The following is a 26320-nucleotide window of genomic DNA, read 5'->3' on the forward strand; positions in this document are numbered from 1 at the left end:
TTTTTTATTTAAAATCGTGCATTAACACCTAGTGTAAACGTTCTTGGTCGTGGTGTTTGTGCTAAATCTATACCTCTTGCAGGTATTTGAGCTGCATTTAAGAAACCAGTGTTTGTTGAAACTTCTGGATCAAGTCCACTATAGTCAGTTATTAAGAATAAGTTTTGTCCTGTGAAAGACAAACGTAATCCGTCTAAAACTCCGTCACCACTTAGTGGCCAATCATAAGAAAGTGTTGCATTTTGTAATCTCACAAAATCTCCTTTTTCTAAGAATCTATCAGATACAGTTGTAGATGCTCCAATATTTTCACCATTTAAGAGACTTTGGATTGTTTCTTGTGTAACATTTTGTTGTTGTAAGAAATTCCCTGCTGAGAATAATGCATTGTTTGTCGCATTATATACATAAAATCCTCCTTGATAGTTAAAGAAAGTGGAAAGTGACCAGTTTTTATAGCTAGCATTAAGAGAGAGACCTCCTGTTAAAGTTGGTATTGCTGATCTATCTGAGAATTCTCTATCAGTTACAGGATCTCCTACGCCATCACCATTAAGATCTGCGAATATAGGATTTCCATCTCCATCAAATCCTTCAAATCTAGCTAAGAAGAATGAACTAAGAGGTTGATTGTTGTCTAATCTCTGCGCAAAAGCATTTGTTAGACCGTTACCGTTGATTGGTGCCAAATCTTGTGGTGCATCAGTATAGTCTTCAAGAACATTATCATTGTATGCAATATTAAAACTTGCACTAAAGTTCCAATCATCAGTTTGAACAAAATCATAAGCTAAAGCTAATTCTACACCTTGATTAATTAGAACACCATTATCTAAATTACCAAAAACAGTTGGAATACCACCAAAACCAGGTGCAGGTACAGCTCTCTGTAATAATAAATCTCTTGTTTCTTTTCTATATACGTTAAATGATCCGTTAAAACGATCTTGATTAAATCCAAAATCTACACCCACGTTAAAGTCTGTTGTTTCTTCAAATTTTAATCCTGGATCATTGTTACCAATAAATTGTGTTCCTCCTGGAGGATTTAAATCTGTTGGACCAGCAAATCCTTGTCCAGATATTTGTTGTCTAAGTATTGCATTACCAAAAGTTAATCCTTGAGAGTTACCTGTAATACCAACACCTAGTCTTATTTTTAAAGTTGACACATTATCACCTGTAAAATCTTCTTCATGTAAATTCCAAGCAAAAGCTCCTGATGGGAAAAAAGCAGATTTTTCATCTTCACCAAAAAGAGTAGAACCGTCAAGTCTTCCTGTAGCAGTCAATAAGAATTTATTATTTGCAAAAGATAAATTTGCTCTTACAAATACAGATTGAAATTCATCAAAGTTATCAAATGTATTAGCTGTATATGCTGTTATAAGTCTTTGGAAAGCAGGTAAGTCCTCAAATAAGAATGGATTTTCTGGATCATTAAAATTATTAAAACCTACTGAAGCACTATCATTATCATAACCAAACTGTTGAAAATCTCTTCCAATAGCATTAGAAACTAAATCAAATTGCTGTTCTACAATACCAAATATATTATCTAAATTATTAGTTGTTAAACCACGACCTTGAGAGAAAAAACCATTTCTGTCAAATTTTTGATAAGAATATCCACCAATAACATCTATTCCCCAAGAATCAAAATCTTTTTTGTAATTTAAAGTAAGGTCAAGTTGTGTATTTTCATTTTCAACACTATTGAATTGAACATCACCAACTCCTGAGATGTTATTAACTCCAAAAACATTTGGAGCAAATGCAGATATAATTTGACTATCACCATAATCGTAACTTGCAAATACTTTTGCACTAAATTCTGAAGTAAAATCATATCCAACAGAAATGTTAGCTAAATATCTATTAGAATTAGCTAGAGATTTAAAGTTTTCCAATAAGTTAGGAGGATTAAATCTGTTTTCAAAACCAAATGTAGCATCTGGATCTATAGGGAATGTTGGATTAGTTGTTAGAGATGAAGATAAAAAATCTCCCACAGATCCTGCTCCACCTGATAATGGTGCTTGTGAATCATTAACTCGAGAAATTGTACCTTGGAAATCTACAGTTAATTTATCATCTAAAAATTTCTGACTTAAATTAACTCTACCAGCAATACGTTCCTGTGCAGCTTGCTCTACAAGACCATTTTGATTACTATATGTAAAAGATGATCTTATATTTCCTGACCCCCAATTCTTAGCGTAACTTAAGTCTGTTCTTCTAGAATATGCAGTTCTTAACGCAAAATCTTGATAATCACCATTACCACCTCCATTTAGAGCAGCAGGCAGACCAAGATCTTCACGTGCTTGTATAAATTCACTTGCTGTTAAAAGATCATATTCGTTTGCTACAGTTCCTACACTTACAGAACTATTCAATTCCCAAACCCCTTTTCTAGCCGTTCTACCAGCTTTCGTTTGGATAATTACAACTCCATTTGCTGCACGTGCTCCATAAATAGCTGTTGAAGAAGCATCTTTTAGAATCGAAATGCTTTCTATATCATTAGGGTTTAAAAAACTTAATGGGTTTCTTTGAGCGCTTCCTCCGATACCACCAACCTGAGCAGTAGGTGGTCCTCCACCTCCCAAAGGGATACCATCAACGACGAAAAGTGGGTCATTTCCAGATCGAATAGAATTTACACCTCTAATATTGAAATTAATTGCGGCTCCAGGCTCTCCAGAAGTTTCAGAGATAGCTACCCCAGAAGTTTTACCTTGAATTAATTGTTCAGGAGAAGCTATTACTCCTGAATTAAATTCTTCTGATGTAACCACAGCAACAGTTCCAGTGGCATCTTTTATAGTAGTAGATCCATATCCAATTAATACCACTTCATCAAGTGCGTTGTCAGGAGCTAATGTTACATTTACAGTAGTTTGTCCATTTACAGCGATCTCTTGAGTTGCAAAACCTACATAACTAAATATAAGTATAGCATCACTAGCTACGTTGTTAAGAGTGTAGTTACCGTCAAAGTCGGTAGTAACACCGTTTTGAGTGCCTTTTACAATTACATTTGCACCCGGCAGAGGACCACTTTCCTCTGTCACTGTTCCAGACACTGTCTGGGCAGTTGAAATTCCCGCAAAGAGAACCGCGACAAACAGTAGCATACTTTTAAGTAATACTTTCTTCATAAGATTCTTGTTTAAATTAGTTTGCTTAGTTTTAAAAAAATTCAATGTTTTAATCATTTATAAGCGTCTAATTTATGTAAAATTTACGTTAACGCAATAAAAATACAACGTTAAAGTTACGAAAACGTTTTCGTGTGTACAACGCTTTTTATATGGTTTTATGCGAAATTTTGAGTGTTTTTTTTGACAAGTTGTTAAAAAGGAACACCCCTAATTGTCAAAAATGTAATGTATTATATTTTTCTAATAATTATAATTGAGTTTTGTTAGGATAAGGAGGCTCATTTTGAAATGAACGATTTAAATAGTATTTTAAAAAGAATACTTCTAAAATTGAAAAGTATATTTGCATGAAAATATATTTTTTGGAAGCTACATCAATACATAAAAACATCATTATCATCGGAGGCGGCGCTGCTGGTTTTTTCACTGCAATCAATATAGCTTCTAATCTTCCAGATGCTTCTATTTTAATTCTAGAGCGAGGAAAAGAAGTGCTTACAAAAGTGCGTATTTCAGGAGGCGGTAGATGTAATGTTACGCATGCAGAGTTTATTCCAAAAGAATTGTCAAAAAATTATCCTCGTGGAGAAAGGGAACTTTTAGGTCCTTTTCATTCATTTATGACAGGTGATACAATCTCTTGGTTTGAAAAGCGAGGGGTTGCTCTTAAAATAGAAGAAGATGGTCGTATGTTTCCTGTTTCTGACTCTTCGGCTACAATTATAGATTGCTTTTTGAAAGAAGCAGATCGGCTTGGTATTAATGTATATAAGAATCATTCAGTCCAATATATATCCAAAGAAGCCCAAAATTGGTTCTTAAAAACAAATCAAGGTAATTTTACCTGTGATACATTAATTGTGACTACCGGAAGTAATCCCAAAGTCTGGAAGCTTTTGGAAAATCTAGGGCATACAATTACTCAGGCGGTCCCTTCTTTATTTACATTTAATTGTAAGGATATTCGGATTAAAGATTTGATGGGGTTATCAAAAGAAGCTTCAGTTGAAGTTTTAGATACAAAACTTCAGTCAGAAGGTCCCTTACTTATTACACATTGGGGATTGAGTGGTCCAGGTATTTTAAAACTTTCTGCTTGGGGTGCTAGAGAACTGGCCGCAATGGAATATGAATTTACAATTAAAGTAAATTGGTTGTTAGATAGAACGGTAGATGATGTGATGGAGGAATTAATGAACTTTAAGCATGAGTTTGCAAAACAATCGCCTCATACTTACACACAATTTGATTTGCCTAAAAGGCTTTGGCAAAACTTGCTTACTGCTGCGACTATTAAAGTAGGGGCTAAATGGGCAGACCTCACTAAAAAACAATTAATCGCTTTAAGTAAAGAACTTACCGAAGGGCTATATCCTATAAAAGGGAAAAGTATTTTTAAAGAAGAGTTTGTGACTGCTGGTGGTATCAATCTTAAAGAAATCAATTTTAAGACGTTTGAAAGTAAATTGCATAAAAATCTATACATGTCAGGGGAAGTACTTAACATAGATGCGATTACTGGAGGGTTTAACTTTCAAAATGCTTGGACAGGCGGTCATATGATAGCAGAAGCTATTACTAATGTATAAGCATGTATGCGCTTTCGCGAAAGCATATAAAATATAAATAGCTGAATAATAGAATATTAAATATATTTTTAGTGAGTTTAGTTCAATCTCCAAATCTCAAAGTTGAGAATCGTAGCAAAAGCCACCCAACACGCATAAGGAACTAATAAATAAGCAGCACGATTGTCTACAACTTTAAACCATTTAATGGTTAGAAGTATCATAATGAATAAAATAATGATTTCAATAAGTGCCCAGCTGGGTTGTCTCATTCCAAAAAATAAAATACTCCACATGGCATTTAAAATCAACTGAAATCCAAAGTGATATAAAGCCGTTTGCACCCATTTGTGATAAAAGCCTTTGTGCCATACCAACGCTACGGCAACTCCCATCAGTATATATAGGACAGTCCAAACGGGTCCAAAAATCCAATTTGGAGGATTGAAACTAGGTTTGTTAAGGGTGACATACCAATCTGTAATACTTGATTGTGTCGCAATAGCACCTATCCCGCCTATAGAAAGGCAGAAGACAACAGCGATTAAAATTTTAAGTAGTAGACGTTTCTTCATTTGGTACTACCAATGTATAAAAAAACTCGTAAAAACTTCCATACAAATAATAGAAAGACAACAGTTATCTTTGCCAAAACTTATAATTCTTATATGTCTGAAGATTCTTTTGTTTTACATTTAAACACAGCCATACTTTCAGCCGGATCTGTGTCTTGGCAATCTCCTAGTAATATTGCTTTAGTAAAGTATTGGGGAAAACATGGGGAACAATTACCTCAAAATGCTAGTATAAGCTTTACCTTAAGTAATTGTCATACAACCACAATCTTGCATTATACTCAAAAAGAATCTGAAGGATTTGAATTTGAAGTATATCTAGATGGTCAAAAAGAGGTGGGTTTTGAACCTAAGATTGCTAGTTTTTTTAAACGAATAGAAAAATATGTTCCTTTTATAACAAACTATCGTTTTAAGATTGAGACGTCAAATTCATTTCCGCATAGTTCAGGAATTGCCTCTTCGGCATCCGGAATGAGTGCATTGTCTTTATGTATTATGGACATAGAGCGACAACTTTCTCCTGAAATGACCGAAAGTTATTTTATGCAAAAAGCATCCTTTTTATCTCGTCTAGGATCTGGAAGTGCTTGCCGAAGTTTGGAAGGCCCTCTTATTGTTTGGGGAGCACATCAAGATATCTCAAATAGTAGTGATTTGTATGGTACTTCATATCCATACGAAGTGCATTCAAACTTTCAAGAATATCAAGATACGATACTACTAGTAGATAAAGGAGAGAAACAAGTAAGTAGTACTGTGGGACATGGGTTGATGCATGGGCACGCTTTCGCGAAAGCAAGGTTTACACAGGCTCACGATAATTTAGTCCAGTTAAAAGAGGTGTTAGCCTCTGGAGATTTGGATGCTTTTATCGCCTTAGTTGAAAGTGAAGCACTCACATTACATGCGATGATGATGACCAGTCATCCTTATTTTATATTGATGAAGCCTAACACACTAGAGATCATAAATCGTATATGGGAGTATAGAGAAAACACAGACTCAAAAGTATGTTTTACACTTGATGCAGGAGCTAATGTACATGTGCTATATCCTAAAAAAGAAACCAAAGAGATACACCTTTTTATAGAGAATGAATTGTCAAAGTTTTGCCAAAACAACCACTATATTAATGATAGCGTGGGAAATGGAGCAAAAAAATTGTAGATTTGTATATACTAAGTTAACCTACAACTATGAAAGGCCCCTTATTTTATTCTAAAATTCTTCTTTTCGGAGAATACGGAATCATCAAAGATTCAAAAGGACTCTCAATACCTTATAACTTTTACAATGGAGCGCTTAAATGCGATGGTAGTACATCTGATGAAGCAGTAGACTCTAATGCGAAGTTAACCCAATTTGCATCGCATCTATCTACATTGTCAGAAGCAGAAGATGTACTTGTTCAGTTTGATATTGAGCGATTATCTCAAGATTTAGCTAAGGGAATGTATTTTGATTCTAGTATCCCACAAGGATATGGTGTAGGGAGCAGTGGCGCATTAGTAGCTGCTATTTATGATAAGTATGCAACAGAAAAAATTACAGTTTTAGAAAACTTAACAAGAGAGAAGTTACTAAAACTCAAAGCTATTTTTGGAGCGATGGAATCTTTTTTCCATGGAAAATCTTCAGGATTAGATCCTTTAAATAGTTATTTAAGCTTACCTATTCTTATTAATAGTAAAGATAATATTGAACCTGCTGGTATTCCTTCACAAGAGCAAGAAGGAAAAGGAGCTGTGTTTTTATTAGATAGTGGTATTGTAGGAGAGACTGCTCCTATGGTGAATATCTTTATGGAAAACATGAAGCAAGAAGGTTTTCGTAACATGCTTAAAGATCAGTTTGTAAAACATACAGATGCATGTGTAGATGATTTCTTAAAAGGAGATGTGAAATCACTTTTCGGAAATGTAAAACAACTATCTAAAGTCGTATTAAGTAATTTTAAGCCTATGATTCCTAAAGCATTCCATACCCTATGGAAACAAGGAATAGAAAGTAATGATTACTATCTGAAGCTTTGTGGTTCTGGAGGTGGTGGTTATATCTTAGGGTTTACCCAAGATATAGATAAGGCACGTAAAGCACTTCAAGATCATAGATTAGAAGTTGTCTATAATTTTTAATTTTTCCCCTTTATAAGGTTTTTCTATATGCTTTCGCGAAAAAACAAACGAAGACTTCTTAAGGTGTTTAGTTTGTTTTCTGTAGTGAGAGGGTATAATATTCTGGTGATTGTACTGGCCCAATACCTCGCATCTATATTTATATTATCCTCGGGTAGAACATTAAGAGAAGTTGTCTTTGATCTCAATCTTTTTATGCTTGTTATTGCTTCTGCAGCAACCATTGCAGGCGGATATATCATCAATAACTTTTACGATTCAGAAAAAGATTTAATTAATAGACCTCGCAAAACAATGTTGGATAGATTGGTAAGTCAAAATACCAAACTCTCTTTTTATTTTGTATTGAATTTTCTGGCCGTTATTGCTGCTAGTTATGTCTCATTTAGAGCAGTTGTCTTTTTTGCGATTTATATTTTTGGCATTTGGTTATATTCTCATAAGTTGAAGAAGAGACCTTTTATAGGAAATCTTACCGCGGCAGTACTAGCCATTACTCCTTTCTTCGCTATCTTTTTGTATTACAAAAACCTCGATACCGTCATTTTTGTACATGCTAGTTTTTTGTTTTTGGTGATTGCAATGCGCGAACTCACAAAGGATTTAGAAAATTTAAAGGGAGATTTGGCACAAGGATATCGAACAATTCCTATTGTGTTTGGAGAAAAAACGTCCAAATGGATGCTTACCGCCTTAGCAGGTCTGACAATAATACCAGTTTATTTCTTAATCAATCATTTTGAAGTAGGATATATGGATTTTTACTTTTATGCGAGTGTAATTGCATTACTCTTTTTTTTAGGAGCCTTATGGAAATCACAAGCAAAACTTCATTATTTATTATTACATAATATTTTAAAGTTTATTATTGTAGCAGGTGTTTTTTGTATCGTCCTCATCAAACCTAATGAATGGTTACGATTTATTACTTAATCATATACTGCAGATTTAAGAAGGTCTTTTTTCACTTAAATACTTCCAGTACCTTTTTGGGACATGCTGCATATGTAACTTCATGTTTTTCCGTGATGCAATGTTGGTGCTCTTAAAGTAATTTTGCCATAATTCTTCGTATTGTAGTTCTTCTTCTGTAAAGTAAATAGTTGCTTTTGATGGTGTGTTAACGTCAGAAGTAAGTGCTAGTTCAATCGTTTCTACCGTATGAAGGTCATAATAGATACCATACTTTCGCTTGAGATCATAGATGAGCCATTTTTGATCTGCGTATCGTTTTTTAAAATGATTTGAGTTGAGAGGTAAGACATTAAAATCGGGTGCTATTGTAGCGAAATAGATGTTGTCCTTTGTTTCGCGAAAGCGTACAAAAGCATCCATACGGTGTTTTTCTCGGCCTACCATTTTAACGACTTTTCGTATTTGAACCACATCAAAATCAGTGTAGTCTTCTATAGATGTTTGGTGTTTAAAAAGCTTTACAATATAAGAGAGTAGTGTGTTTTCAATACCTTCTTTTTCACTCAAAAAAGCACGATAGATGGCTGTTGTAGTTATGGCACCTCCAGTTTGTTTGAGACCTTTCCAAACACGTTCGGCCTTTACAGAATCTGTAGTGATGGTTTCTTTTGTGTCAAAAATAGATAACGCATTATTGTAATTAGGGACAATAGATAGTGATGTCGGTTTTTGTTCATAGTATTCAAAAACACAGGTAAGAAATCCTTCAAAAGAACTGTCATATCTATAAATAGCCATGGTGATATTGGTGTTATATAACAAGAGGCGTTTGTGTGTCAAATAAGTTAAGCTGGTTGCTATATGCTTTTCTAAACTTACTAGTACTCTCTTGCATGATCAGGCTTTTGAGCTGGCCAGGTGTTCTGTCTTTTGTTTCAAAATCTTTGGAATCACAAGTGATAAAATATTTAGCTCTATTCATAGCGATACCTATATTTTTGAGGTGTTCCCAATTGAGGTTTCGGTATTTTCGCGCCTGTATGATTTTATGTACAGACCGCATCCCTACACCAGGAATTCGAGCAAGTACATGCTTACTGGCTTTATTAATATTTACAGGGAATTTCTCAAGATTTCTAAGTGCCCAGCTTAGTTTTGGGTCAATATCTGCATCGAGGTTAGGATGCTCTTTTGTGAGTAATTCTTTGACATCAAATCCATAAAATCGAAGTAACCAATCTGCTTGATATAATCTATTTTCTCGTAACATAGGAACTTCTGTACCTATAGAAGGCAAACGATCATCATAACTTATAGGAATATACCCAGAGTAGTAGACGCGTTTCATGTGGAAGTTTTTATAAAAATGAGCACTTGTATACATGATTTGAGCATCAGTTTCTCCAGTAGCTCCGATAATCATTTGCGTACTTTGACCAGCAGGCGCATAGACAGGCGTGCTTTTAATGATTTTCTTTTCACTTTTATATTGAATGATTTCGTTTTTAACCTTTAACATAGGTTTTATAAAATCTTCTCTTTTTTTATCAGGTGCTAGTAGTTTGAGTCCTGATACGGTCGGAATTTCAATATTGACAGAAAGTCGATCTGCATATAAACCTGCTTCACGCATTAACTCATCACTAGCACCGGGAATAGACTTAAGATGTATATACCCATTAAAGTTTTCTTCTTCTCGTAATTTTTTTGCTACGGCAACAAGCCTCTCCATGGTATAATCAGCATTTTTAAAAATGCCGCTACTTAAGAAGAGACCTTCTATATAGTTTCTGCGGTAGAAATTAATAGTTAAGTCAACGACTTCTTGTACTTTAAAAGCAGCCCTTTTAATATCATTGCTTTTTCGAGTGACACAATAAGCACAGTCAAAAATACAGTGGTTTGTCAGCAAAATTTTTAATAAAGAAACACATCGTCCATCTTCAGTATAACTATGACAAATACCCATGCCACTGCTATCGCCTAACCCTTTGTTTTTATTAGCACGTTTGCTTCCGCTAGAAGAGCAGGAAACATCATACTTTGCTGCATCGGCAAGGATATTGAGTTTTTCTTTAATTCGGTCAAAATTCATAAAATGGATTTATTCCAAAAATAAAGAATATTTCCATTTATTATGTATTTCGTTCAAAATTTAACGTTTTTCGCGAAAGCGAATTTTAGGTAGACCGACTATCATTTTTTGTATTTTTAGAAAAAAATTGAATGACACATCCAGAGAATCATCTTAAAATAGCCATGGCGCAAATTGCTCCTGTTTGGCTTAATAAACAAGCAACCTTAGAGAAAATTAAAAAATCCATTACAGAAGCAGCTCAAGAAGGAGCAGAGCTTATCGTGTTTGGAGAAGGCGTATTACCAGGCTATCCGTATTGGTTAGCACTCACTGGAGGTGCCGAGTGGAATAAAGATGTAGTGAAAGAGCTACATGCACACTACGCTCGTAACTGTGTTGATATTGATGCAGGCGATTTAGAAGAGGTGTGTGCGCTTTCGCGAAAGCATAACATAGCCATTTACTTAGGTATTATTGAACGTCCACAAGATCGAGGTGGACATAGTTTATACGCTTCTTTGGTTTATATAAACCAAGAAGGGGAGATACAATCAGTACATCGTAAATTACAGCCTACCTATGATGAACGTTTAACGTGGGCGCCTGGAGATGGCCATGGACTACAAGTACATCCTTTAAAACAATTTACTGTTGGCGGACTAAACTGTTGGGAAAATTGGATGCCGTTACCACGTGCAGCTTTATATGGACAAGGTGAAAATTTACATATTGCTGTTTGGCCAGGAAGTGATTATAATACGAAAGATATTACCCGATTTATAGCGAGAGAATCACGTTCTTTTGTGGTGTCTGTATCAAGTAGAATGCTTAGATCAGACTTTCCAAAAGACACACCTCATTATGATGAGTTGGTGAAGAACGCTCCAGAATTGTTATCGAATGGAGGGTCATGCATTGCTGGACCTGATGGAGAATTTATAGTACATCCAGACATTACTACAGAAGGGAATATATATCATACTATTGATTTTAATCGTGTGTATGAAGAACGACAAAACTTTGATGCAGTAGGACATTATTCACGCCCAGATGTAACGCAATTAAGTGTAAATAGAGAACGTCAGAGTACGATTAAGTTGTCTCCCTCATCCTAACCTTCTCCCAGAGTGAGAAGGAACTTTTTAGAGGTATATAACATTAAAAATAGAGTACTGCTCTAAAATAGAGCAGTACTCTATTTTTAATTTAAAGGAACATATTATTTACAATTAAAAAGCTACTCATCTCTTCTACACTTCCCTAACCTTCCTTTTTAGGAGGGAATACTCGTATGCATATTTTGAAATTTCCCCTCTAGTAAGAGGGGATTAAGGGGTGTGTTATTTTATAAGTATCGAAACTGCCGACTATATTAAAAAACAAAACACCCGTTCAATGAGTGATGGTTTCTCATTGACGGGTGTTGTACACTTGATGATTAGTGTATATGTTATAGCTCTCGTTTTTTAGTTTGAGCGTCTGTAATTAATAGTGGGTATAATTCTTTGATTTGTTTTAGTTGCGTTTTTGCTTTTTGAAGATCTCCTTTGTATTTGCCTTCTTGTACTTGTTTATTGATGACTGTAAAATCATATCCAAACAAACGTTGAGACTCACGATTACGCAGGATGTTATACGCTTTGGCTAATTCATTTTGCAGGAGTACATATGAACTATAAGCAGATTTCCGATTAGCATCTATAGCAATCACTGCTTTTTTAGGGCTGTCTGATGATGTTGGATCGCGATCTCCTTGACAATAATTACAGTAAAATTCGTCATTGCTATTTGCGCCCCCATTATCGATAAATGTTAAGGCTATTTCTGAGATTTCGTTAATAGGAGTTACTTGGTCATCTACAAGAAACTCTCCTTCTATATTTATAAAAATAGGAAGGATGTTTTTTTCTTTAACAGGTGTTGGATCAGGATTTGTTTCTATAGGAAGAAATCTAGCAATGCCTTTGTCCTTATCAATGGTAGTGGTAACTAGGAAAAAAATAAGCAGTAAAAAGGCAATATCGGCCATAGATCCTGCATTTACTTCGGGTGCATTTCGTTTTGACATAACGTGATGGTTTTAAAAAAATTAATAAAATAACATTCCTTTGGTTGGTGTTTTTTTATCAAATAGTCCCCTATCGGTAGTAATCTGTCTAATGAATACAATCATCTTTTTGAATGTATAAGATGATTATTTCCAATTTGTATCAATAGATATGCCATAAAATAGTTTCAAAGTGCTTTCGTAGTTTGTATTTCAGAGTTTACCCGCATTATGTGATAGAACTTCGTGATGAGGGTTGAAACAGCAATGAAATATGACGTTTTTTGAGTTTTAGCATAGCATCGCTATGGCTAAGCTTAAAAATGTAGCGCAGTGATATATTTTGCAGCAGTTTCAAGACGGAATAGATTTTCTATTGCATAATGCGGGTTTAAAGCTACCTTTGCATTCAAATAGAAAGAATCATGAGTCAAGGAGCATCTCGAAGCAACAAAGGAAAACAGAAGACTACTAGAGGAGGCTATCAGAAGCAAGCAAAGCCAAAACAGGCGACGCCTCAAAAGAAGAAGGATGACGGAACAATGCGTTTAAATAAATACATTGCAAATGCAGGTATTTGTTCTCGTCGTGAAGCCGATATGTATATCTCTATAGGAAATGTCACTGTAAATGGGAAGGTTGTTAATGAGATGGGGTATAAGGTACAGCTAGGAGATGATGTACGTTTTGATGGACGTCGTATCAATCCAGAAGCTAAGGCATATGTACTCCTTAATAAACCGAAAGGATTTGCGACAACAACAAGTAATGACAAAGGAAATACAGTGATGGATCTTGTTGCAAAATCTACAAGCTCTCGTATTAAACCTATAGGAAGATTAGGGCGTAATGCAACTGGGTTGTTATTATTTACAAATGATGAAGAAGTACATCAGCGTTTTACAAATTCAAAAGCAGGCGTTGCTAAATTATACCATGTAGAGTTATCTAAAAATCTGAAGGCAGCAGATATTGAGCGCATCAATGAAGGTCTCACTGTTGAGGGTAAGAAAATAAGTGTTGAAGATATTAGTTATGTAGATGGCGCTCCTAAAAAAGAAGTAGGGCTTAAAATTAAACACACTGGGAATAGTGTGATACGCACTATTTTTGATCATCTTAATTACGAGGTTGTAAAAATAGATTGTGTTACGATTGCAGGGCTTACTAAAAAAGATTTGCCAAGAGGTCATTGGCGTCATCTTACAAAACAAGAAGTCATTAATTTAAAAATGGTATAGTTTTTCAGAAAAAACTATATTGCGGCTCACTAACTTGATTTTGATGTCGTATCGACTTACCATTGTAATTCCCGTTTACAACGAAGAAGATAATCTTCAACGTGTAGAAAAAGAATTTCTAACCTATTTTGAAAATGCGACTGTAAAAAGCAAAGTGCTCTTTGTGAATGATGGTTCTAAAGATAGCAGTCAGGCACTTATAGAAGATATCTGTTCTCGTAATGATAGTTTTACATACATTTCTTTTGCACAGAATGCAGGACTAAGTGCTGCGATTAAAGCAGGATTTGATTATGCAGATACAGAACTAGTAGGCTACATAGACGCCGATCTCCAAACCACTCCAGAAGATTTTAATAAACTATTGGATGAAATGGACGATTGCGCATTAGTAACTGGCGTACGAGCCGATCGTAAGGATAGCTTTGTAAAAAATATGTCATCCAAAATCGCAAACGGAATTCGTCGTGCATTTACACATGATGGGATGGATGATACAGGGTGTCCTCTTAAAATTATAAAAGCAGACTACGCAAAACGCATTCCTATGTTTAGAGGATTGCATCGATTTTTGCCTGCCATGATTTTATTGCAACATGGAAAAGTAAAACAAGTACCTGTACGTCATTTTCCTCGTATTGCTGGTGAAGCAAAGTTTGGAGTATGGAATCGATTACTAGGGCCCTTAATGGATTGCTTTGCGTATCTCTGGATGAAAAAGAAGTATATTAATTATACCGTAGAAAAAACAAGCCGTGGATAAGTTTTCCATACTTGCTGTTATTGCTCAAATTCTTTTTGGAGGAAGGATGTACACACAATGGATTCTTTCTGAAAAACAAAAAAAATCAGTAACACCTCTTTTCTTTTGGTGGTTAAGCCTCTCAGGTTCTTTTTTACTTTTTATTTATGGGTATTTACGCGTTGATTTTCCATTAATGCTTGGGCAAGTGCTTACCTATTTTATTTATATACGCAACTTGCAAATACAAGATCAATGGTCAAAAATACCTCGATGGAGTCGGCTCTTGTTCTTTCTAATTCCTGTTATTATTGTTATTTATGGATATAATAATGGTAATTATGATATTAAAAACCTTCTAAATAACCCAGATATTGCACAGTGGTTATTAGTACTAGGAATCATTGCTCAAATAGTTTTCACACTGCGCTTTGTATACCAATGGCTTTATGCCGAACAGCATAAAGAAGCCATACTGCCTTTAGGTTTCTGGGTAATTAGTCTTATAGGAGGGTTAATGACATTGACTTATTTTATCTTTAGACAAGATATTGTATTGATTATTTCTAATGTAATGGGCGCTATTATTTATACGCGTAACATTATGTTGTATCGAAAAAAGCATGATTGATTTCTTAAAAAAATGGCCAATACTAACCATCATAAGTGTGGTTGCACTATTGCTATTGCCTTTTTTAGAGGTGATGGAAGTGACCATTATGGAAGCACGTAATTTTATTACAGCTCGTGAAATGCTTACGGATGGAAATTGGGTGCTTACGACTATGAATGGAGAAGCTAGGTATCAAAAACCACCTCTGCCTACATGGTTAACGGCACTTTCGGCTATGTTGTTCGGAATAAAAAGTACATGGGGATTACGACTGCCTGCTGTACTTATGGTCATGTTGTTAGGGAGTGTGTTGTATACGCTTTCGCGAAAGCTTACCCTGAACAAATCCCATAGTTTGTATACTGGGTTGATAGGAGTTACGTCTCTCTATGTTATTCTTATTGTTTTTGAAGCTCCTTGGGATATTTATGCACATGCATTTATGCTAGTAGGGATTTATAGTATTGTACAAATCTTTAAGACCACTGAAACAGCATGGGGATATATGCTATTAGCTGTTTTAGGAATTGGGGCATCTGTATTAAGTAAAGGCCCTGTGTCTGTATATGCGTTGTTATTACCGTTTTTGATTTCTTACGGAATCATCTTTCGAAAATCAAATACGACTAAAAAATGGATGCAGTTCTCAGGAATTCTTGTGTTGGGGCTTGTGCTAGGATTTAGTTGGTATCTCTATGTACGCTATGCAGATCCAGCAACATTCAAAGCCATTACATCCAAAGAAACAGGGAATTGGACAAGTTATAATGTGCGCCCTTTTTATTACTACTGGAGTTTCTTTGTGCAAAGTGGTGTATGGACGGTTCCTGCTTTTATAGGATTGTTATACCCCTATTTAAAAACACGGGTGTCCAATTTGAAAGTTTATCAGTTTACACTTTTATGGACGTTAATAGCGGTTGTGTTACTTTCTGTTATTCCAGAGAAAAAGTCAAGATATTTAATGCCTGTATTAATTCCATTAGCAATGAATACAGGGTTTTATATTGAGTATCTCATACGTCATTTTAAAGAATTAAAAGATAAACGTGAGACGATTCCCGTATATTCTTCTTTTGGAGTAGTAGGATTGGTCTTTATAGCAATTCCAATTTTTGCTGTCTATCTTTTACTAACAGAGAAACCTATAGAGGTTCCTGTACGTACCTATGTGTTTGTAGGATTACTTTGTGCGATAGGTGTTTTCTTGCTTAAGAAATTATATCAAAAATCAATTGAAGGTGTTATTATGTTGCTCATGATAGGACTTATTACTTGTGTCTATAGTTTAGGACCGTTACACATTAAAAATAAGGAAGTCAGCAAAGATCATTTTGGTTTTGATGGGTTTTTTAAAGGGTTGAATATAGAAGAGACTATACCTATTTATGCTTATAAAAATACATCGCCAGAAATGATATGGGCTAGAGGAGCTAAGATTCCTATTGTAGAAAACTTAAGCGAACTGAAATCTGATACTACATTTTATGTGATAGATTGTCAATTGTGTGAAGAGGTTATAGAAGAGGATAAAGATATTGGTAACTTTATATATGAAGCACCTTATCTTATTGATTTGAACTATGAAGGATTAGATCATAAAGATCGTAAAGTAGGGTATGTGTATAAGTTAATTAAACGAGAGCAATAAAAAAGCAGTATGCGATGTAACCCAAGAACACTTTTTTTAATAGATGGGCTCGGAGCAATCCTATCAGCTTTTATGTTAGGAATAGTATTGGTGAAACTAGAACGCCTTTTTGGAATCCCTACATCTAGCTTATATTTTCTCGCCATATTCCCTGTGTTTTTTGCCATTTTTGATTTTTATTGTTACCAAAAAAAGACAGGTAATTTAGGTCGGTTTTTAAAGATCATTGCAATACTAAATGTATTGTATTGTTGCATATCTGTAGGGTTTGCATTTTATCATATAGAAACGATTACCTTCCTAGGGTGGATGTATATCTGTATTGAGGTGTTGATTATCTTAATCCTTTCACTATTTGAACTTAAAGCAGCTAAAAAAATAACTATTGAAAATAATAAATAATGAAACTAAGCTTAACTTATTATATTACGTTATTTGTTATTAAACTAAAGGGTTTAAAAAAGGCGTTTAGTCAAGATCCAATAGATTATAAGAAAATACGAAAAGAAGATGTTCATCAAGTAAAAGGATCGTTTTTTAAGAAGCATCAAACGCGTACGTTTACTATTTTAAATACGTCAATTACTGAGATTACGTCAGACAAGACTTCAGGTAAATTAGTGTTATTTATTCATGGAGGTGCTTTTATATCTGGTCCAGCAAAACATCACTGGGATACTATAAGAACCATCGTTAAACAAACGAATCATACCATCTGGATGTGTGATTACCCGAAAGCTCCTGAAAATACGATTTCACTGATATCACAAAATATAGATGAGGTGTATAATACAGCTCTAAAAACATACAATGCAAATCAAATTTCTTGTATTGGAGATTCTGTGGGAGGGACACTGATTACAGCTTTGGTTCAAAGGTTAGTTCAAAAAGAAATGGAACTGCCTTCTAAAATTATTCTAGTCTCTCCAGTCATGGATGCTACATTATCTAATCCTGAAATAGAAAAAGTAGATCTGCTTGATCCTATGTTGTCTAAAAAAGGAGTGCTTAGTGCAAAGCAAATGTGTGCCGAAAATAATGATTTAGAAAATAGTATGATATCTCCATTGTATGGGAATTTTGAGCATTTTCCTCATACTATTTTATATGTAGCAACGCATGATATTACATATCCAGATCAGAAACTAGCCATTGAAAAATTAATAAAAGCAAATGTTTCTATAGACGTTATTGAAGGAAAAAAAATGCCTCATATTTGGCCATTTCTACCCGTAATGAAAGAAGCAGGGCAAGCATTAAATGAAATCATTAATAGGTTAAATGAATAGTCTTATTCCATAAAGCTGTTATACAACAATAGGCTTCTTACTCTTCCTAAAAACTTCCCATAGAAACACGCCAACGACTAGTAGGTATTCTGTTGCTACAAGCCATAGATTTTCTTTAAACCCATCGGGTCCATAGGCTGTATAACTGAGTATAATAGTAAAACTCCACACCAGTGGAAACCGATACTTCGTAAATACACATAAAATAAGTGGGGTTGCTACATACCAAGGATGTACTGTGGTAGAGAGTAAAAAATAAAACGAAATGCCTAGAAGTATTGCCGTTATCGTAGCTTTAAGCGTTCTATTTTTTCTAAATAATGCTAAGAGGAGTAACAATCCTACTACATAACGCGGTAATAAAGGTCCTACATCGCCTATAATATTCCATCCAATAGTTTGATAGCCATACCAGCGTATGATATAGTATATACTCGCATTGAATTCAAATTTTTTAAACCATAGCGCAATAGAAGTTCCGAAGTTTTCGGCAAATTCACCTGTTAGGAAAGGAGCAAAGGTAAGTGCTACGGTTCCTAAAACGATGAGGTAATAAAAAGCAGCTTGCTTCCAACCCTTCCACGAAAGAAATAGGTTTTGCCCTTTTGTGGTATTTCGCGAAAGCAAAAATTGAAATAAAAGAGGCAGGAATAATAAGGGTAATAATTTTACTGATATAGATAACGCTATTAAAATAGCACTACCTATCCATTTCCCTTTATGTAGGAGATAGAGGGATCCTATTACGAAAAATAGCATCACTGATTCAAAGTGCAAATTACCCGTCATCTCTATAATGATAAAAGGGTTAAGGGCATACCAGAAGATTGCGTGAATAGGTAATCCCATGCGCTGGAGCAATTTTTTCCCAAGTATGATGACTCCCATATCAGCAATAAGAATGAGTACTCTAAATACAATAGCAGCACCTGTAATACTATTGCCAGAAAATAGGCCTGCAATAGCAAAACACAATTGGTTGATAGGCGGGTAGTTGGTATAATGACTTCCATTGAGTTCGCCCATGCCTTTATAAAGCTGATCGGCTTGAGATACCACATCCATTGCGCCTGATTCTACATAACTTAAAGGTGTCGTTAAATAGGGGTTTATTCCTTCTAAAAGCAATCTACCGTCCCATATAAAACGATAAAAATCTTGAGATAAATTCGGGATTACAGGAAGGAAAATAAGTCGGAATACAAAGGCAATAAAAGCAAGTAACCAGAAATCGGTTTTTCCTAGCTGTACTATTTTATAGAACAAGAGAAATAAGGCACTATATAAAGTGAATAACTTTATAAAATCATCACGTACTAGATCGTAGGCAAATACCCAATAGAATACTAATGATAGTAGAGCAAAAAGAAGCGGAAGTTTGTGATATTTCCAAATCTGTGCAATCACACTTTGGAGGTTAATGATTTAAAGAATACAAATCCAAAACCTATAAAAAGCATAAAGTGAAAAGGGAATAATCCAAAATCACCTCCTTGATCTCCTACAATAAAAGCACTGTACATTCCAAAAGCAAAATACAACATAAGGGCTCCTTCGATAAAAATATTTAAGGAGACTTTTTTCTTAAGATATTTATTGCCTTTCCAATTATCTTTAAGGTTATTTATATTAAACTTTGGAGTACGTATAAAATCACTTCGTTTTCCAATATGCCCTTCAATAACAGCAATAGAATTGTGTAGTGAGAAGCCCATGGCAATACTAAAGAAGGTGAAAAACATACCTATATATCGTATAAATTGCTTGAAGCCGCCGCCATATATATTCTTAAACATATACCAATAGCATATAAAGAAAATCACTGTGCTCATCACAAAGAAACTCATGACTACAAAGTAGGTTTTAAGATGTCCATATTCATTTTTGATATAGAGCATAGGAATACTTAATAACCCTACAATAAGCACATTTAAAAACATGGTGCTATTGAGTAAGTGTAATATTCCGTGAAATTTAGTCTTTGTAGACAAGCTTTTGCTTTTAACTACTTTGGAAGCCATTTTCTGAAAATTTTCGGCCCCTCCTTTATTCCATCTAAATTGCTGTGAGCGTGCAGCGCTAATCACAACAGGCAATTCTGCAGGTGTTTCAACATCTTCAAGATATTTAAACTTCCAGTTTTTAAGCTGTGCTCTATAACTTAAATCAAGATCTTCAGTGAGGGTGTCTCCTTCCCAATTTCCTGCATCAATGATACATTGTTTACGCCATAGTCCTGCGGTACCATTAAAGTTAATGAAATGCCCTTTGCTGTTTCTTCCTACTTGTTCTAATGTAAAATGTGCGTCAAGGGCAAAAGCTTGTACTTTTGTAAGTAGAGAGTAATCTCTATTGATGTGTCCCCATCGTGTTTGTACAACACCAATATTGCGATCTATAAAGTAAGGAACGGTACGTTGTAACCAATTAGGTTCTGGAAGGAAATCAGCATCAAAAATGGCAATAAATTCTCCTTTAGCATCTATAAGACCTTCTTTAAGAGCACCTGCTTTAAATCCGGATCTATCTTTACGCGTTACATGCTTTATGTCGAGTCCCGTTTTTTGTAATCGCTCTATATGCTTTTTTGTAGACTGTAAAGACTCGTCGGTACTATCATCTAGTACTTGAATTTCTAATTTGTCTTCTGGATATTCTAGTAATGCGATATTATCTAGTAATCGCTCCATCACATACAGTTCATTATATACAGGAAGTTGTATGGTCACATAAGGTACTTGCTCTGGATCAGATAAGTCAAATTTTGGGGCATCATCCTTTTTACGTTGTGCCCGCAAATAATTAAATAACAAATTAAGTTGCGATAGGCTATATGCAAATATGATGAGTAGTGAAATGGTGTAAATCGTAATGATTATGAGTTCTAACAGCATTATTTAAAACTATATTTAAATATCCAACTTAAAATTTTTATGCCAGCAAAGATAGCACCTTTTACTGTTCCAGAAACCTTAGAAACTCCAATACGATTACGGTATTTTACTGGGATTTCTGTGTATTTCATTTTCTTCTTTAAAACCTTAAGTTGCATTTCTACCGTCCAACCGTAGGTTTTATCTTCCATCTCTAATTTGAGTAAGCTGGAGTACTTCATCGCTCTAAAAGGCCCTAAATCAGTAAAGCGAGCTCTAAAAAAGAGACGCATTAGGGTCGTTGCTAACCAATTTCCAAATATTTGAGGGATCGTCATGGATCCGCTTTCGCGAAAGCGTTTATCTCTCGCTCCAATCACCATATCACATCCATCCTCAATAATAGGTGTAATAAGCAAAGGTAACTGTTCAGGATAATCACTATAATCGCCATCTAAAAAGACAATAATATCTGTCTTATCTTTTGAGTTGGCAACATATTCCATTCCTTTTAAACAAGCATTTCCATATCCAGGGGTGTCTTCTCTCAATACCGTTGCTCCTGCTTTCTTAGCAACGTCATCTGTTTGATCTGTAGATGCATTACTTACAACAATCACTTCTTGTACACTCTCTGGAATATCTTTAATGACTAGACCTATTGAATCTTGCTCATTATAAGCGGGAATAATAACTTTGATGATGGGATTCATAGTCGGTGTCAGATCTAGTACATCTTTACATCAGGGTTATCACGCCTAAAACTTCTAATGCTGGTCCACATGCCTTCATACATGTCATGTATATATTTTTCTACCTTTATTAGTTTGTTTTTCTGATATATTAAGCTAAATCCGTTTTTCTTATTATTTTGGTATTGTGTTTTACGTTTTTCTTGGGTTGCAAGATCGTAAAAAATCCACCAATTCTCAGCGATTCCATTTTTATAATGCCCTTCTCTCTCTAAAGAGCCGTTTTTACTGTAATAATACCAGTATTCTGTTTTCTTATTTTCTTTGTAATGACCTCTTGAAGCAATTTTTCCATTTTCATGATAGTAATACCAATAACTAGTTTTATCACTACCCATAACCCAGCCTTCTGCTTTGAGGTTGCCATTGGTGTGATATTCTTTAGTATACATACGTACCGCTCCTTCATCTGTGGAGGGTGAGATCCATAAAAGTAACACGAGTAAATATAATGTCATGATGATGTCGTTAGGATTGCTTAGACGTAACTATTTTACAAGGCTAACAGAAAATTATTTTTTTTGTAGCGATAGTACATCAACAAAAGAATAGATCGTCTTGAAGAAAGTATGAGAAAGTGAATAGTGATGCTTATTTTTACCTAAAGTAATACACTATGAATTTAAGTTATTGGGAATATACATCATGGTTATCTAATATTGATTATACTATTGTAGGTAGTGGTATTGTAGGATTAAATTGTGCATTACGCTTACGCGAAAAGTTCCCAGGTGCGCGTATTCTCATTCTAGAAAAAGGCATGTTGCCGCAAGGCGCGAGTACTAAAAATGCAGGATTTGCTTGTTTTGGAAGCCTATCGGAAATCCTTGACGATCTTCATTCACATTCTGAAGAAGAGGTGGTGTCTCTCATTAAGCAGCGTATTGATGGATTAAACCTATTAAGAACTACATTGGGCGATGATGCTATAGATTATCAAGAGCTAGGAGGGTATGAGCTTTTTACAAAAGAAGATGAAACCTTGTATGAACATTGCTTACAACATATAGATCGTATAAATGAATTACTATATCCTATTTTTAAAGCCCCAGTGTATAGTACAAAAGATAATGTGTTTGGATTTGATCATATTCAAGACCGCTATATCTACAATGCCTTTGAAGGGCAAATTGATACAGGCGCTATGATGGAAAGTTTATTACAACTCGCTATTCAAAAAGGGATTAAAATCATGAATGGTGTAACCGTAGATGCTTTTGAAGAAAAAGGAAATATGGTTATGATTAGTACAAATAGATTTTCTCTGGAAAGCAAACAATTATTAATAGCGACCAATGGTTTTGCGTCCCAATTAGGATTACAAGAAGTAAAACCTGCAAGAGCACAGGTATTGATTACAAAACCAATTCCTGATTTGAACATAAAAGGAACATTTCATTTAGATAAAGGGTATTATTATTTTAGAAATATAGATAACCGTATTCTTTTTGGAGGTGGACGTAATCTGGATTTTGCTACCGAAGAAACGACAGATTTAGGGCAGACAGCTTTAGTTCAAAATGAATTGGAGCGTTTATTAAAAGATGTTATTTTACCAGGAATTCCTTTTGAAATAGACAGGCGATGGAGTGGAATTATGGGTGTAGGAACTCAAAAGAAGCCAATCGTTAAGAAACTCTCTCATAGCATACACGCAGGCGTCCGCTTAGGTGGAATGGGAGTTGCCATAGGTAGTCAGGTAGGTAGAGACTTGGCAGATTTGATAGAAGGATGATTCCTTTATTTGTAAAACCCATTACGGGGTAGTTATTCTATTTATTTTGTAATTTTTGGATACAAAATAAATAGAATTTTCTGTTACATTGTTCTTTAAATCAAGTAGGTAGAGACTTGGCAGATTTGGTAGAGGGATGATACTAGTTTTTACACAGCCCATTGTGGGGTGGTTGTTCTTTTGTTTTTGTAATTTTTTGAGAACAAAAAGAAAAGAACTTTCCGTTATGTACATATTTTAAAAAAGAAGCTTTTGCGCTTTTTTAGAAATTACTTTCCGTTATCTTGGTTTCGGATTCAAATGATAAATATTTAGACATAATGAAATTGTTATTTATTGTATTAATACTAATAAATATTCCAGTATTCGCTCAAGATGGTTCTGATATTTGGTATGTTAATTCAGAAAATATTGATAATGGTATTATTGGAAAAGTTTGTCATATAGATGTTTACTCAAAATCATTTATGGGTCGAGCTATTGATACTATAGAAATAAATGTTAAAGGAAAAAAAGTTAAGTTTATTGAGCATAGAGTTGATAATGGCTATAATAACTGGCTCAGAGACCAATATTTAATCGCTTTACCGATATACAGGAATTCTTCTATGCGATTGATTTCTTCTAAAATTGATAGTTTAGACTCTAAAAAAATATATGTAACAAGTGTCGTAGGTTATTATAGGTATGATAATCCACTAGATACTATCACAGTTATTAATCATGATTATTTAAGAAAAAACGTAGCTGCTATTTTGTTAAAAAACTAGTTGTTATTTTAAAAATCTATGAAAAAACAAGCATTAAAAGAAGAGCTATTTAAACATTGTCAATCTCAACTGGGATTACGCCGTGCTGCGGTAGATAATATATTAAAAAATGTGGCGCTATCTCTTAAAGAAGAAACCAAAAGCTCTGCAGGAGATAAGCATGAAACAGGAAGAGCAATGCTTCAGCTAGAAAGAGAAAATGCAGGAAAGCAATTGGCTGAAATAGAAAAGCTAGAAGCAATTCTCCATCGTATATCTACGGCTATTTCTTCTGGACCTGTGCATTTGGGGAGTGTTGTGCATACAAGTCAAGCAAATTACTTTATAAGTATTCCTGTAGGAGAAATTAAAACAGAAGCAGGTGTCTTTTATGCTATTGGCGTAGGATCTCCTATTGGAAAACTGTTACTAGGAAAACAGGAAGGTGATGAAGTACGCTTTCGCGAAAGCGTATTTAAGATTAACACCATTTACTAAATAGCTAAAAGGTGTCTCCAATGCATCTTATGGAAACACCTTACCTTTTAAAAATAAGAATAGCTATTATTCTTTAATCACTTTTATAGTATTACTTCGCTGATTGAGACCTATGATTTTGGCAAAATAGATTCCTGATGAAAGTGTTGACATATCAATGACTGTGGTGTTTTCTTGTGATACAATAAGTTCACCTAATACGCTATATACGTTTACTTTTGCAATCTCTGAAGTATCTGGAGATTGTATCATCAGTTGATCTTGAACAGGGTTTGGAAATACAGAAAATGAAGCTAGATTTTCTTCTTCAGTAGATAAAGATCCCGCATTAAGAACACTCACACCTTCAAAAGTTCCAAACCATATATTTCCTTCATCATCAGCTTCAATACCTCTTATGCCATTGCTTAGGAGTCCATCGCTTTGATCTACTACTAACCAGTCTGTACCATCAAATCGTGATGCACCAAAACTTCCTCCAAACCACACATTTCCATCATTGTCTTCAGCAATTTCTCTTATGTTATTTGAAGCGAGTCCGTCTACAGTTGTAAATATGGTGAAAGAGTCTCCATCAAAGCGTGTCAAACCTGTATCACTAAAACCTGAACTAAACCAGATATCTCCGTTTTGGTCTTGAAAAACTCTGCTAAGTTCATCTGAAGCAAGTCCGTTTTGTGCTGTAATGCTTGTAAATGTTGTACCATCAAATCTGACAGCACCTTTGTCTGCAGTGCTAAACCAAATATCACCGTTGGTAGCTTGGATAACAGATGTGAGTAAATTAGATGATAACCCATCTTCTATAGTGTAATTTGTAAACGTTGTTCCATCAAACATAGAGGCGCCATCACCTGTGGCAAACCAGATGTTACCATCCGTATCTTCTATAATATCTTCTACATTTGAACCTACTAATCCATCTGCTGTAGAAAATTGTGTCCAAGTTGTCCCATCAAACATGCTTACTCCATCGTCTCCAAAAAAAGGAACACTCCCAAACCAATAATTTCCATTGCTATCTTGAAAGCAAGAAACCATGGTGTTACTATGTGGCCCATCGTCTATACCAAATTGTGTCCAAGTTATCCCGTCAAATCTAGCAATTCCAGGATTGTCAGGGTCAGTCCATCCAACACACCAAATGTCTCCATTAGTATCTTGAATGACTTCATATATAATGCCTGGAATTACACCATCTACTACAGTGTAATTAGTAAATGTTTGGCTGTAACCTATATAGTTTATTAATAAGGTGATTAAAAATAATTGTTTTTTCATGTTGTTTTTTTTAGGTTTCAAAACAAATATCTCATAGCTTATATAGAACGAAGTTCATTTTTATAAACATTTACGGAGCCCCGACAAAGAGCTATAGGTTCCCGATATATTTTTACAAAGACGTTTTAAAGTTAAAAATGGATCCGCATACTGTCCTCCTAAAAACATATATGCGGATCTCCTAACAAACCAACTAAACACTCTTTTTTGTCATAAATAACGTTATTTTTCTATTTCAATGTGTGTTCCTTGACTGTTTAGTTAGGCCAAAAGTAATTTGACCTTAGACAGATAAAAACAAGCAATGAGGGAAGTGCCCTTTTGAGTGAGGGAAGTGTTTTCTGATGTATAATTTAAAATGAATGTGCTATAAATTATGTAGGATTTATATTTTGAAGTATTTTCACGC

General features: G+C 34.7%; 24 protein-coding genes. 14 read left to right on the top strand and 10 right to left on the bottom strand.

Annotated elements, in window-relative coordinates:
• Positions 1-8 precede the first annotated feature (8 nt).
• On the bottom strand, positions 9-3164 hold the full coding sequence (locus Q1A60_RS00040; RefSeq protein ID WP_299762633.1) for a SusC/RagA family TonB-linked outer membrane protein: 3156 nt from the start codon (positions 3162-3164) through the stop codon (positions 9-11).
• Positions 3165-3514: 350 nt separating this feature from the next.
• Here Q1A60_RS00040 and Q1A60_RS00045 point away from each other — a divergent pair, with 350 nt between their 5' ends.
• On the top strand, positions 3515-4756 hold the full coding sequence (locus Q1A60_RS00045) for an NAD(P)/FAD-dependent oxidoreductase (protein ID WP_299762635.1): 1242 nt from the start codon (positions 3515-3517) through the stop codon (positions 4754-4756).
• Between the two features lie 77 nt (positions 4757-4833).
• Here the strand turns inward: Q1A60_RS00045 and Q1A60_RS00050 are convergent, their stop codons facing one another.
• Positions 4834-5310, bottom strand: a complete 477-nt coding sequence (locus Q1A60_RS00050) for a TspO/MBR family protein (RefSeq protein WP_299762637.1) — start codon at positions 5308-5310, stop codon at positions 4834-4836.
• 93 nt (positions 5311-5403) lie between these two features.
• Between Q1A60_RS00050 and Q1A60_RS00055 the strand changes: the two genes are divergently transcribed.
• From Q1A60_RS00055 to Q1A60_RS00065, 3 genes are read left to right on the top strand one after another with little or no spacing between them, the layout of a single operon-like run.
• A complete protein-coding gene (locus Q1A60_RS00055) occupies positions 5404-6480 on the top strand; it encodes a diphosphomevalonate decarboxylase (protein WP_299762639.1) in 1077 nt (358 codons plus the stop codon).
• Positions 6481-6509: 29 nt separating this feature from the next.
• Complete coding sequence (locus tag Q1A60_RS00060) at positions 6510-7448, top strand: mevalonate kinase (protein WP_299762642.1); 939 nt, start codon at positions 6510-6512, stop codon at positions 7446-7448.
• A 27-nt stretch (positions 7449-7475) separates the two neighbouring features.
• Positions 7476-8381 carry a geranylgeranylglycerol-phosphate geranylgeranyltransferase gene (locus Q1A60_RS00065; protein WP_299762645.1) on the top strand — a complete coding sequence of 302 codons (906 nt, stop codon included), beginning with the start codon at positions 7476-7478 and terminating at the stop codon, positions 8379-8381.
• Between the two features lie 15 nt (positions 8382-8396).
• Here the strand turns inward: Q1A60_RS00065 and Q1A60_RS00070 are convergent, their stop codons facing one another.
• Together Q1A60_RS00070 and Q1A60_RS00075 are read right to left on the bottom strand one after the other, a co-directional pair.
• On the bottom strand, positions 8397-9161 hold the full coding sequence (locus Q1A60_RS00070) for a TIGR03915 family putative DNA repair protein (RefSeq protein WP_299762648.1): 765 nt from the start codon (positions 9159-9161) through the stop codon (positions 8397-8399).
• A 13-nt stretch (positions 9162-9174) separates the two neighbouring features.
• On the bottom strand, positions 9175-10458 hold the full coding sequence (locus Q1A60_RS00075) for a putative DNA modification/repair radical SAM protein (RefSeq protein WP_299762650.1): 1284 nt from the start codon (positions 10456-10458) through the stop codon (positions 9175-9177).
• 131 nt (positions 10459-10589) lie between these two features.
• On the opposite strand from Q1A60_RS00075, the gene Q1A60_RS00080 reads away from it, so the two are divergent.
• Positions 10590-11555 (top strand): carbon-nitrogen hydrolase family protein, encoded by a 966-nt coding sequence (locus tag Q1A60_RS00080; protein WP_299762653.1) that lies wholly within the window; start codon positions 10590-10592, stop codon positions 11553-11555.
• A 335-nt stretch (positions 11556-11890) separates the two neighbouring features.
• Here Q1A60_RS00080 and Q1A60_RS00085 read toward each other — a convergent pair whose 3' ends face one another.
• Entirely contained in the window at positions 11891-12508 is a 618-nt protein-coding gene (locus Q1A60_RS00085; RefSeq protein ID WP_299762655.1) for a biopolymer transporter ExbD, read from the bottom strand.
• 404 nt (positions 12509-12912) lie between these two features.
• On the opposite strand from Q1A60_RS00085, the gene Q1A60_RS00090 reads away from it, so the two are divergent.
• From Q1A60_RS00090 to Q1A60_RS00115, 6 genes are read left to right on the top strand one after another with little or no spacing between them, the layout of a single operon-like run.
• Entirely contained in the window at positions 12913-13728 is an 816-nt protein-coding gene (locus Q1A60_RS00090; protein ID WP_299762658.1) for a pseudouridine synthase, read from the top strand.
• A 43-nt stretch (positions 13729-13771) separates the two neighbouring features.
• Positions 13772-14491, top strand: coding sequence for a glycosyltransferase family 2 protein (locus tag Q1A60_RS00095; RefSeq protein ID WP_299762661.1), 720 nt, complete (start codon positions 13772-13774; stop codon positions 14489-14491).
• Positions 14484-15101 (top strand): lipid-A-disaccharide synthase N-terminal domain-containing protein, encoded by a 618-nt coding sequence (locus Q1A60_RS00100; RefSeq protein WP_299762664.1) that lies wholly within the window; start codon positions 14484-14486, stop codon positions 15099-15101. The genes Q1A60_RS00095 and Q1A60_RS00100 overlap by 8 nt, the downstream gene beginning before the upstream one ends.
• The gene (locus Q1A60_RS00105; protein ID WP_299762667.1) at positions 15094-16734 is read left to right on the top strand and encodes a glycosyltransferase family 39 protein; all 1641 of its coding nucleotides are present in this window, start codon (positions 15094-15096) and stop codon (positions 16732-16734) included. Before Q1A60_RS00100 ends, Q1A60_RS00105 begins: the two co-directional genes overlap by 8 nt.
• A 9-nt stretch (positions 16735-16743) precedes the next feature.
• Positions 16744-17136, top strand: a complete 393-nt coding sequence (locus tag Q1A60_RS00110) for a hypothetical protein (RefSeq protein ID WP_299762670.1) — start codon at positions 16744-16746, stop codon at positions 17134-17136.
• A complete protein-coding gene (locus Q1A60_RS00115) occupies positions 17136-18023 on the top strand; it encodes an alpha/beta hydrolase (RefSeq protein WP_299762673.1) in 888 nt (295 codons plus the stop codon). Before Q1A60_RS00110 ends, Q1A60_RS00115 begins: the two co-directional genes overlap by 1 nt.
• A gap of 18 nt (positions 18024-18041) precedes the next feature.
• Here Q1A60_RS00115 and Q1A60_RS00120 read toward each other — a convergent pair whose 3' ends face one another.
• Genes Q1A60_RS00120 through Q1A60_RS00135 form a run of 4 tightly spaced genes read right to left on the bottom strand, consistent with a single transcriptional unit; the run spans position 18042 to position 22106 of the window.
• Entirely contained in the window at positions 18042-19430 is a 1389-nt protein-coding gene (locus tag Q1A60_RS00120; RefSeq protein WP_299762677.1) for a glycosyltransferase 87 family protein, read from the bottom strand.
• The gene (locus Q1A60_RS00125) at positions 19427-20917 is read right to left on the bottom strand and encodes a cellulose synthase family protein (RefSeq protein ID WP_299762680.1); all 1491 of its coding nucleotides are present in this window, start codon (positions 20915-20917) and stop codon (positions 19427-19429) included. The genes Q1A60_RS00120 and Q1A60_RS00125 overlap by 4 nt, the downstream gene beginning before the upstream one ends.
• Positions 20917-21609: a glycosyltransferase family 2 protein gene (locus Q1A60_RS00130; protein ID WP_299762683.1), complete on the bottom strand. Its 693-nt coding sequence runs from the start codon at positions 21607-21609 to the stop codon at positions 20917-20919. The genes Q1A60_RS00125 and Q1A60_RS00130 overlap by 1 nt, the downstream gene beginning before the upstream one ends.
• Before the next feature lie 14 nt (positions 21610-21623).
• The gene (locus Q1A60_RS00135) at positions 21624-22106 is read right to left on the bottom strand and encodes a hypothetical protein (RefSeq protein ID WP_299762686.1); all 483 of its coding nucleotides are present in this window, start codon (positions 22104-22106) and stop codon (positions 21624-21626) included.
• 158 nt (positions 22107-22264) lie between these two features.
• On the opposite strand from Q1A60_RS00135, the gene Q1A60_RS00140 reads away from it, so the two are divergent.
• The 3 genes from Q1A60_RS00140 to Q1A60_RS00150 all read left to right on the top strand — a co-directional run bounded on the left by Q1A60_RS00140 (position 22265) and on the right by Q1A60_RS00150 (position 24630).
• Positions 22265-23383, top strand: a complete 1119-nt coding sequence (locus tag Q1A60_RS00140) for an FAD-dependent oxidoreductase (RefSeq protein WP_299762689.1) — start codon at positions 22265-22267, stop codon at positions 23381-23383.
• 320 nt (positions 23384-23703) lie between these two features.
• Positions 23704-24153, top strand: a complete 450-nt coding sequence (locus tag Q1A60_RS00145) for a hypothetical protein (protein WP_299762692.1) — start codon at positions 23704-23706, stop codon at positions 24151-24153.
• An 18-nt stretch (positions 24154-24171) separates the two neighbouring features.
• Positions 24172-24630, top strand: a complete 459-nt coding sequence (locus Q1A60_RS00150; RefSeq protein ID WP_299762695.1) for a 3-oxoacyl-ACP synthase — start codon at positions 24172-24174, stop codon at positions 24628-24630.
• Positions 24631-24696: 66 nt separating this feature from the next.
• On the opposite strand, the gene Q1A60_RS00155 is transcribed toward Q1A60_RS00150, so the two are convergent.
• Positions 24697-25911, bottom strand: coding sequence for a two-component regulator propeller domain-containing protein (locus Q1A60_RS00155; protein WP_299762698.1), 1215 nt, complete (start codon positions 25909-25911; stop codon positions 24697-24699).
• Positions 25912-26320 lie beyond the last annotated feature (409 nt).

It is taken from the genome of uncultured Dokdonia sp., assembly GCF_947492535.1.
In the GTDB taxonomy this organism is placed as follows: domain Bacteria; phylum Bacteroidota; class Bacteroidia; order Flavobacteriales; family Flavobacteriaceae; genus Dokdonia.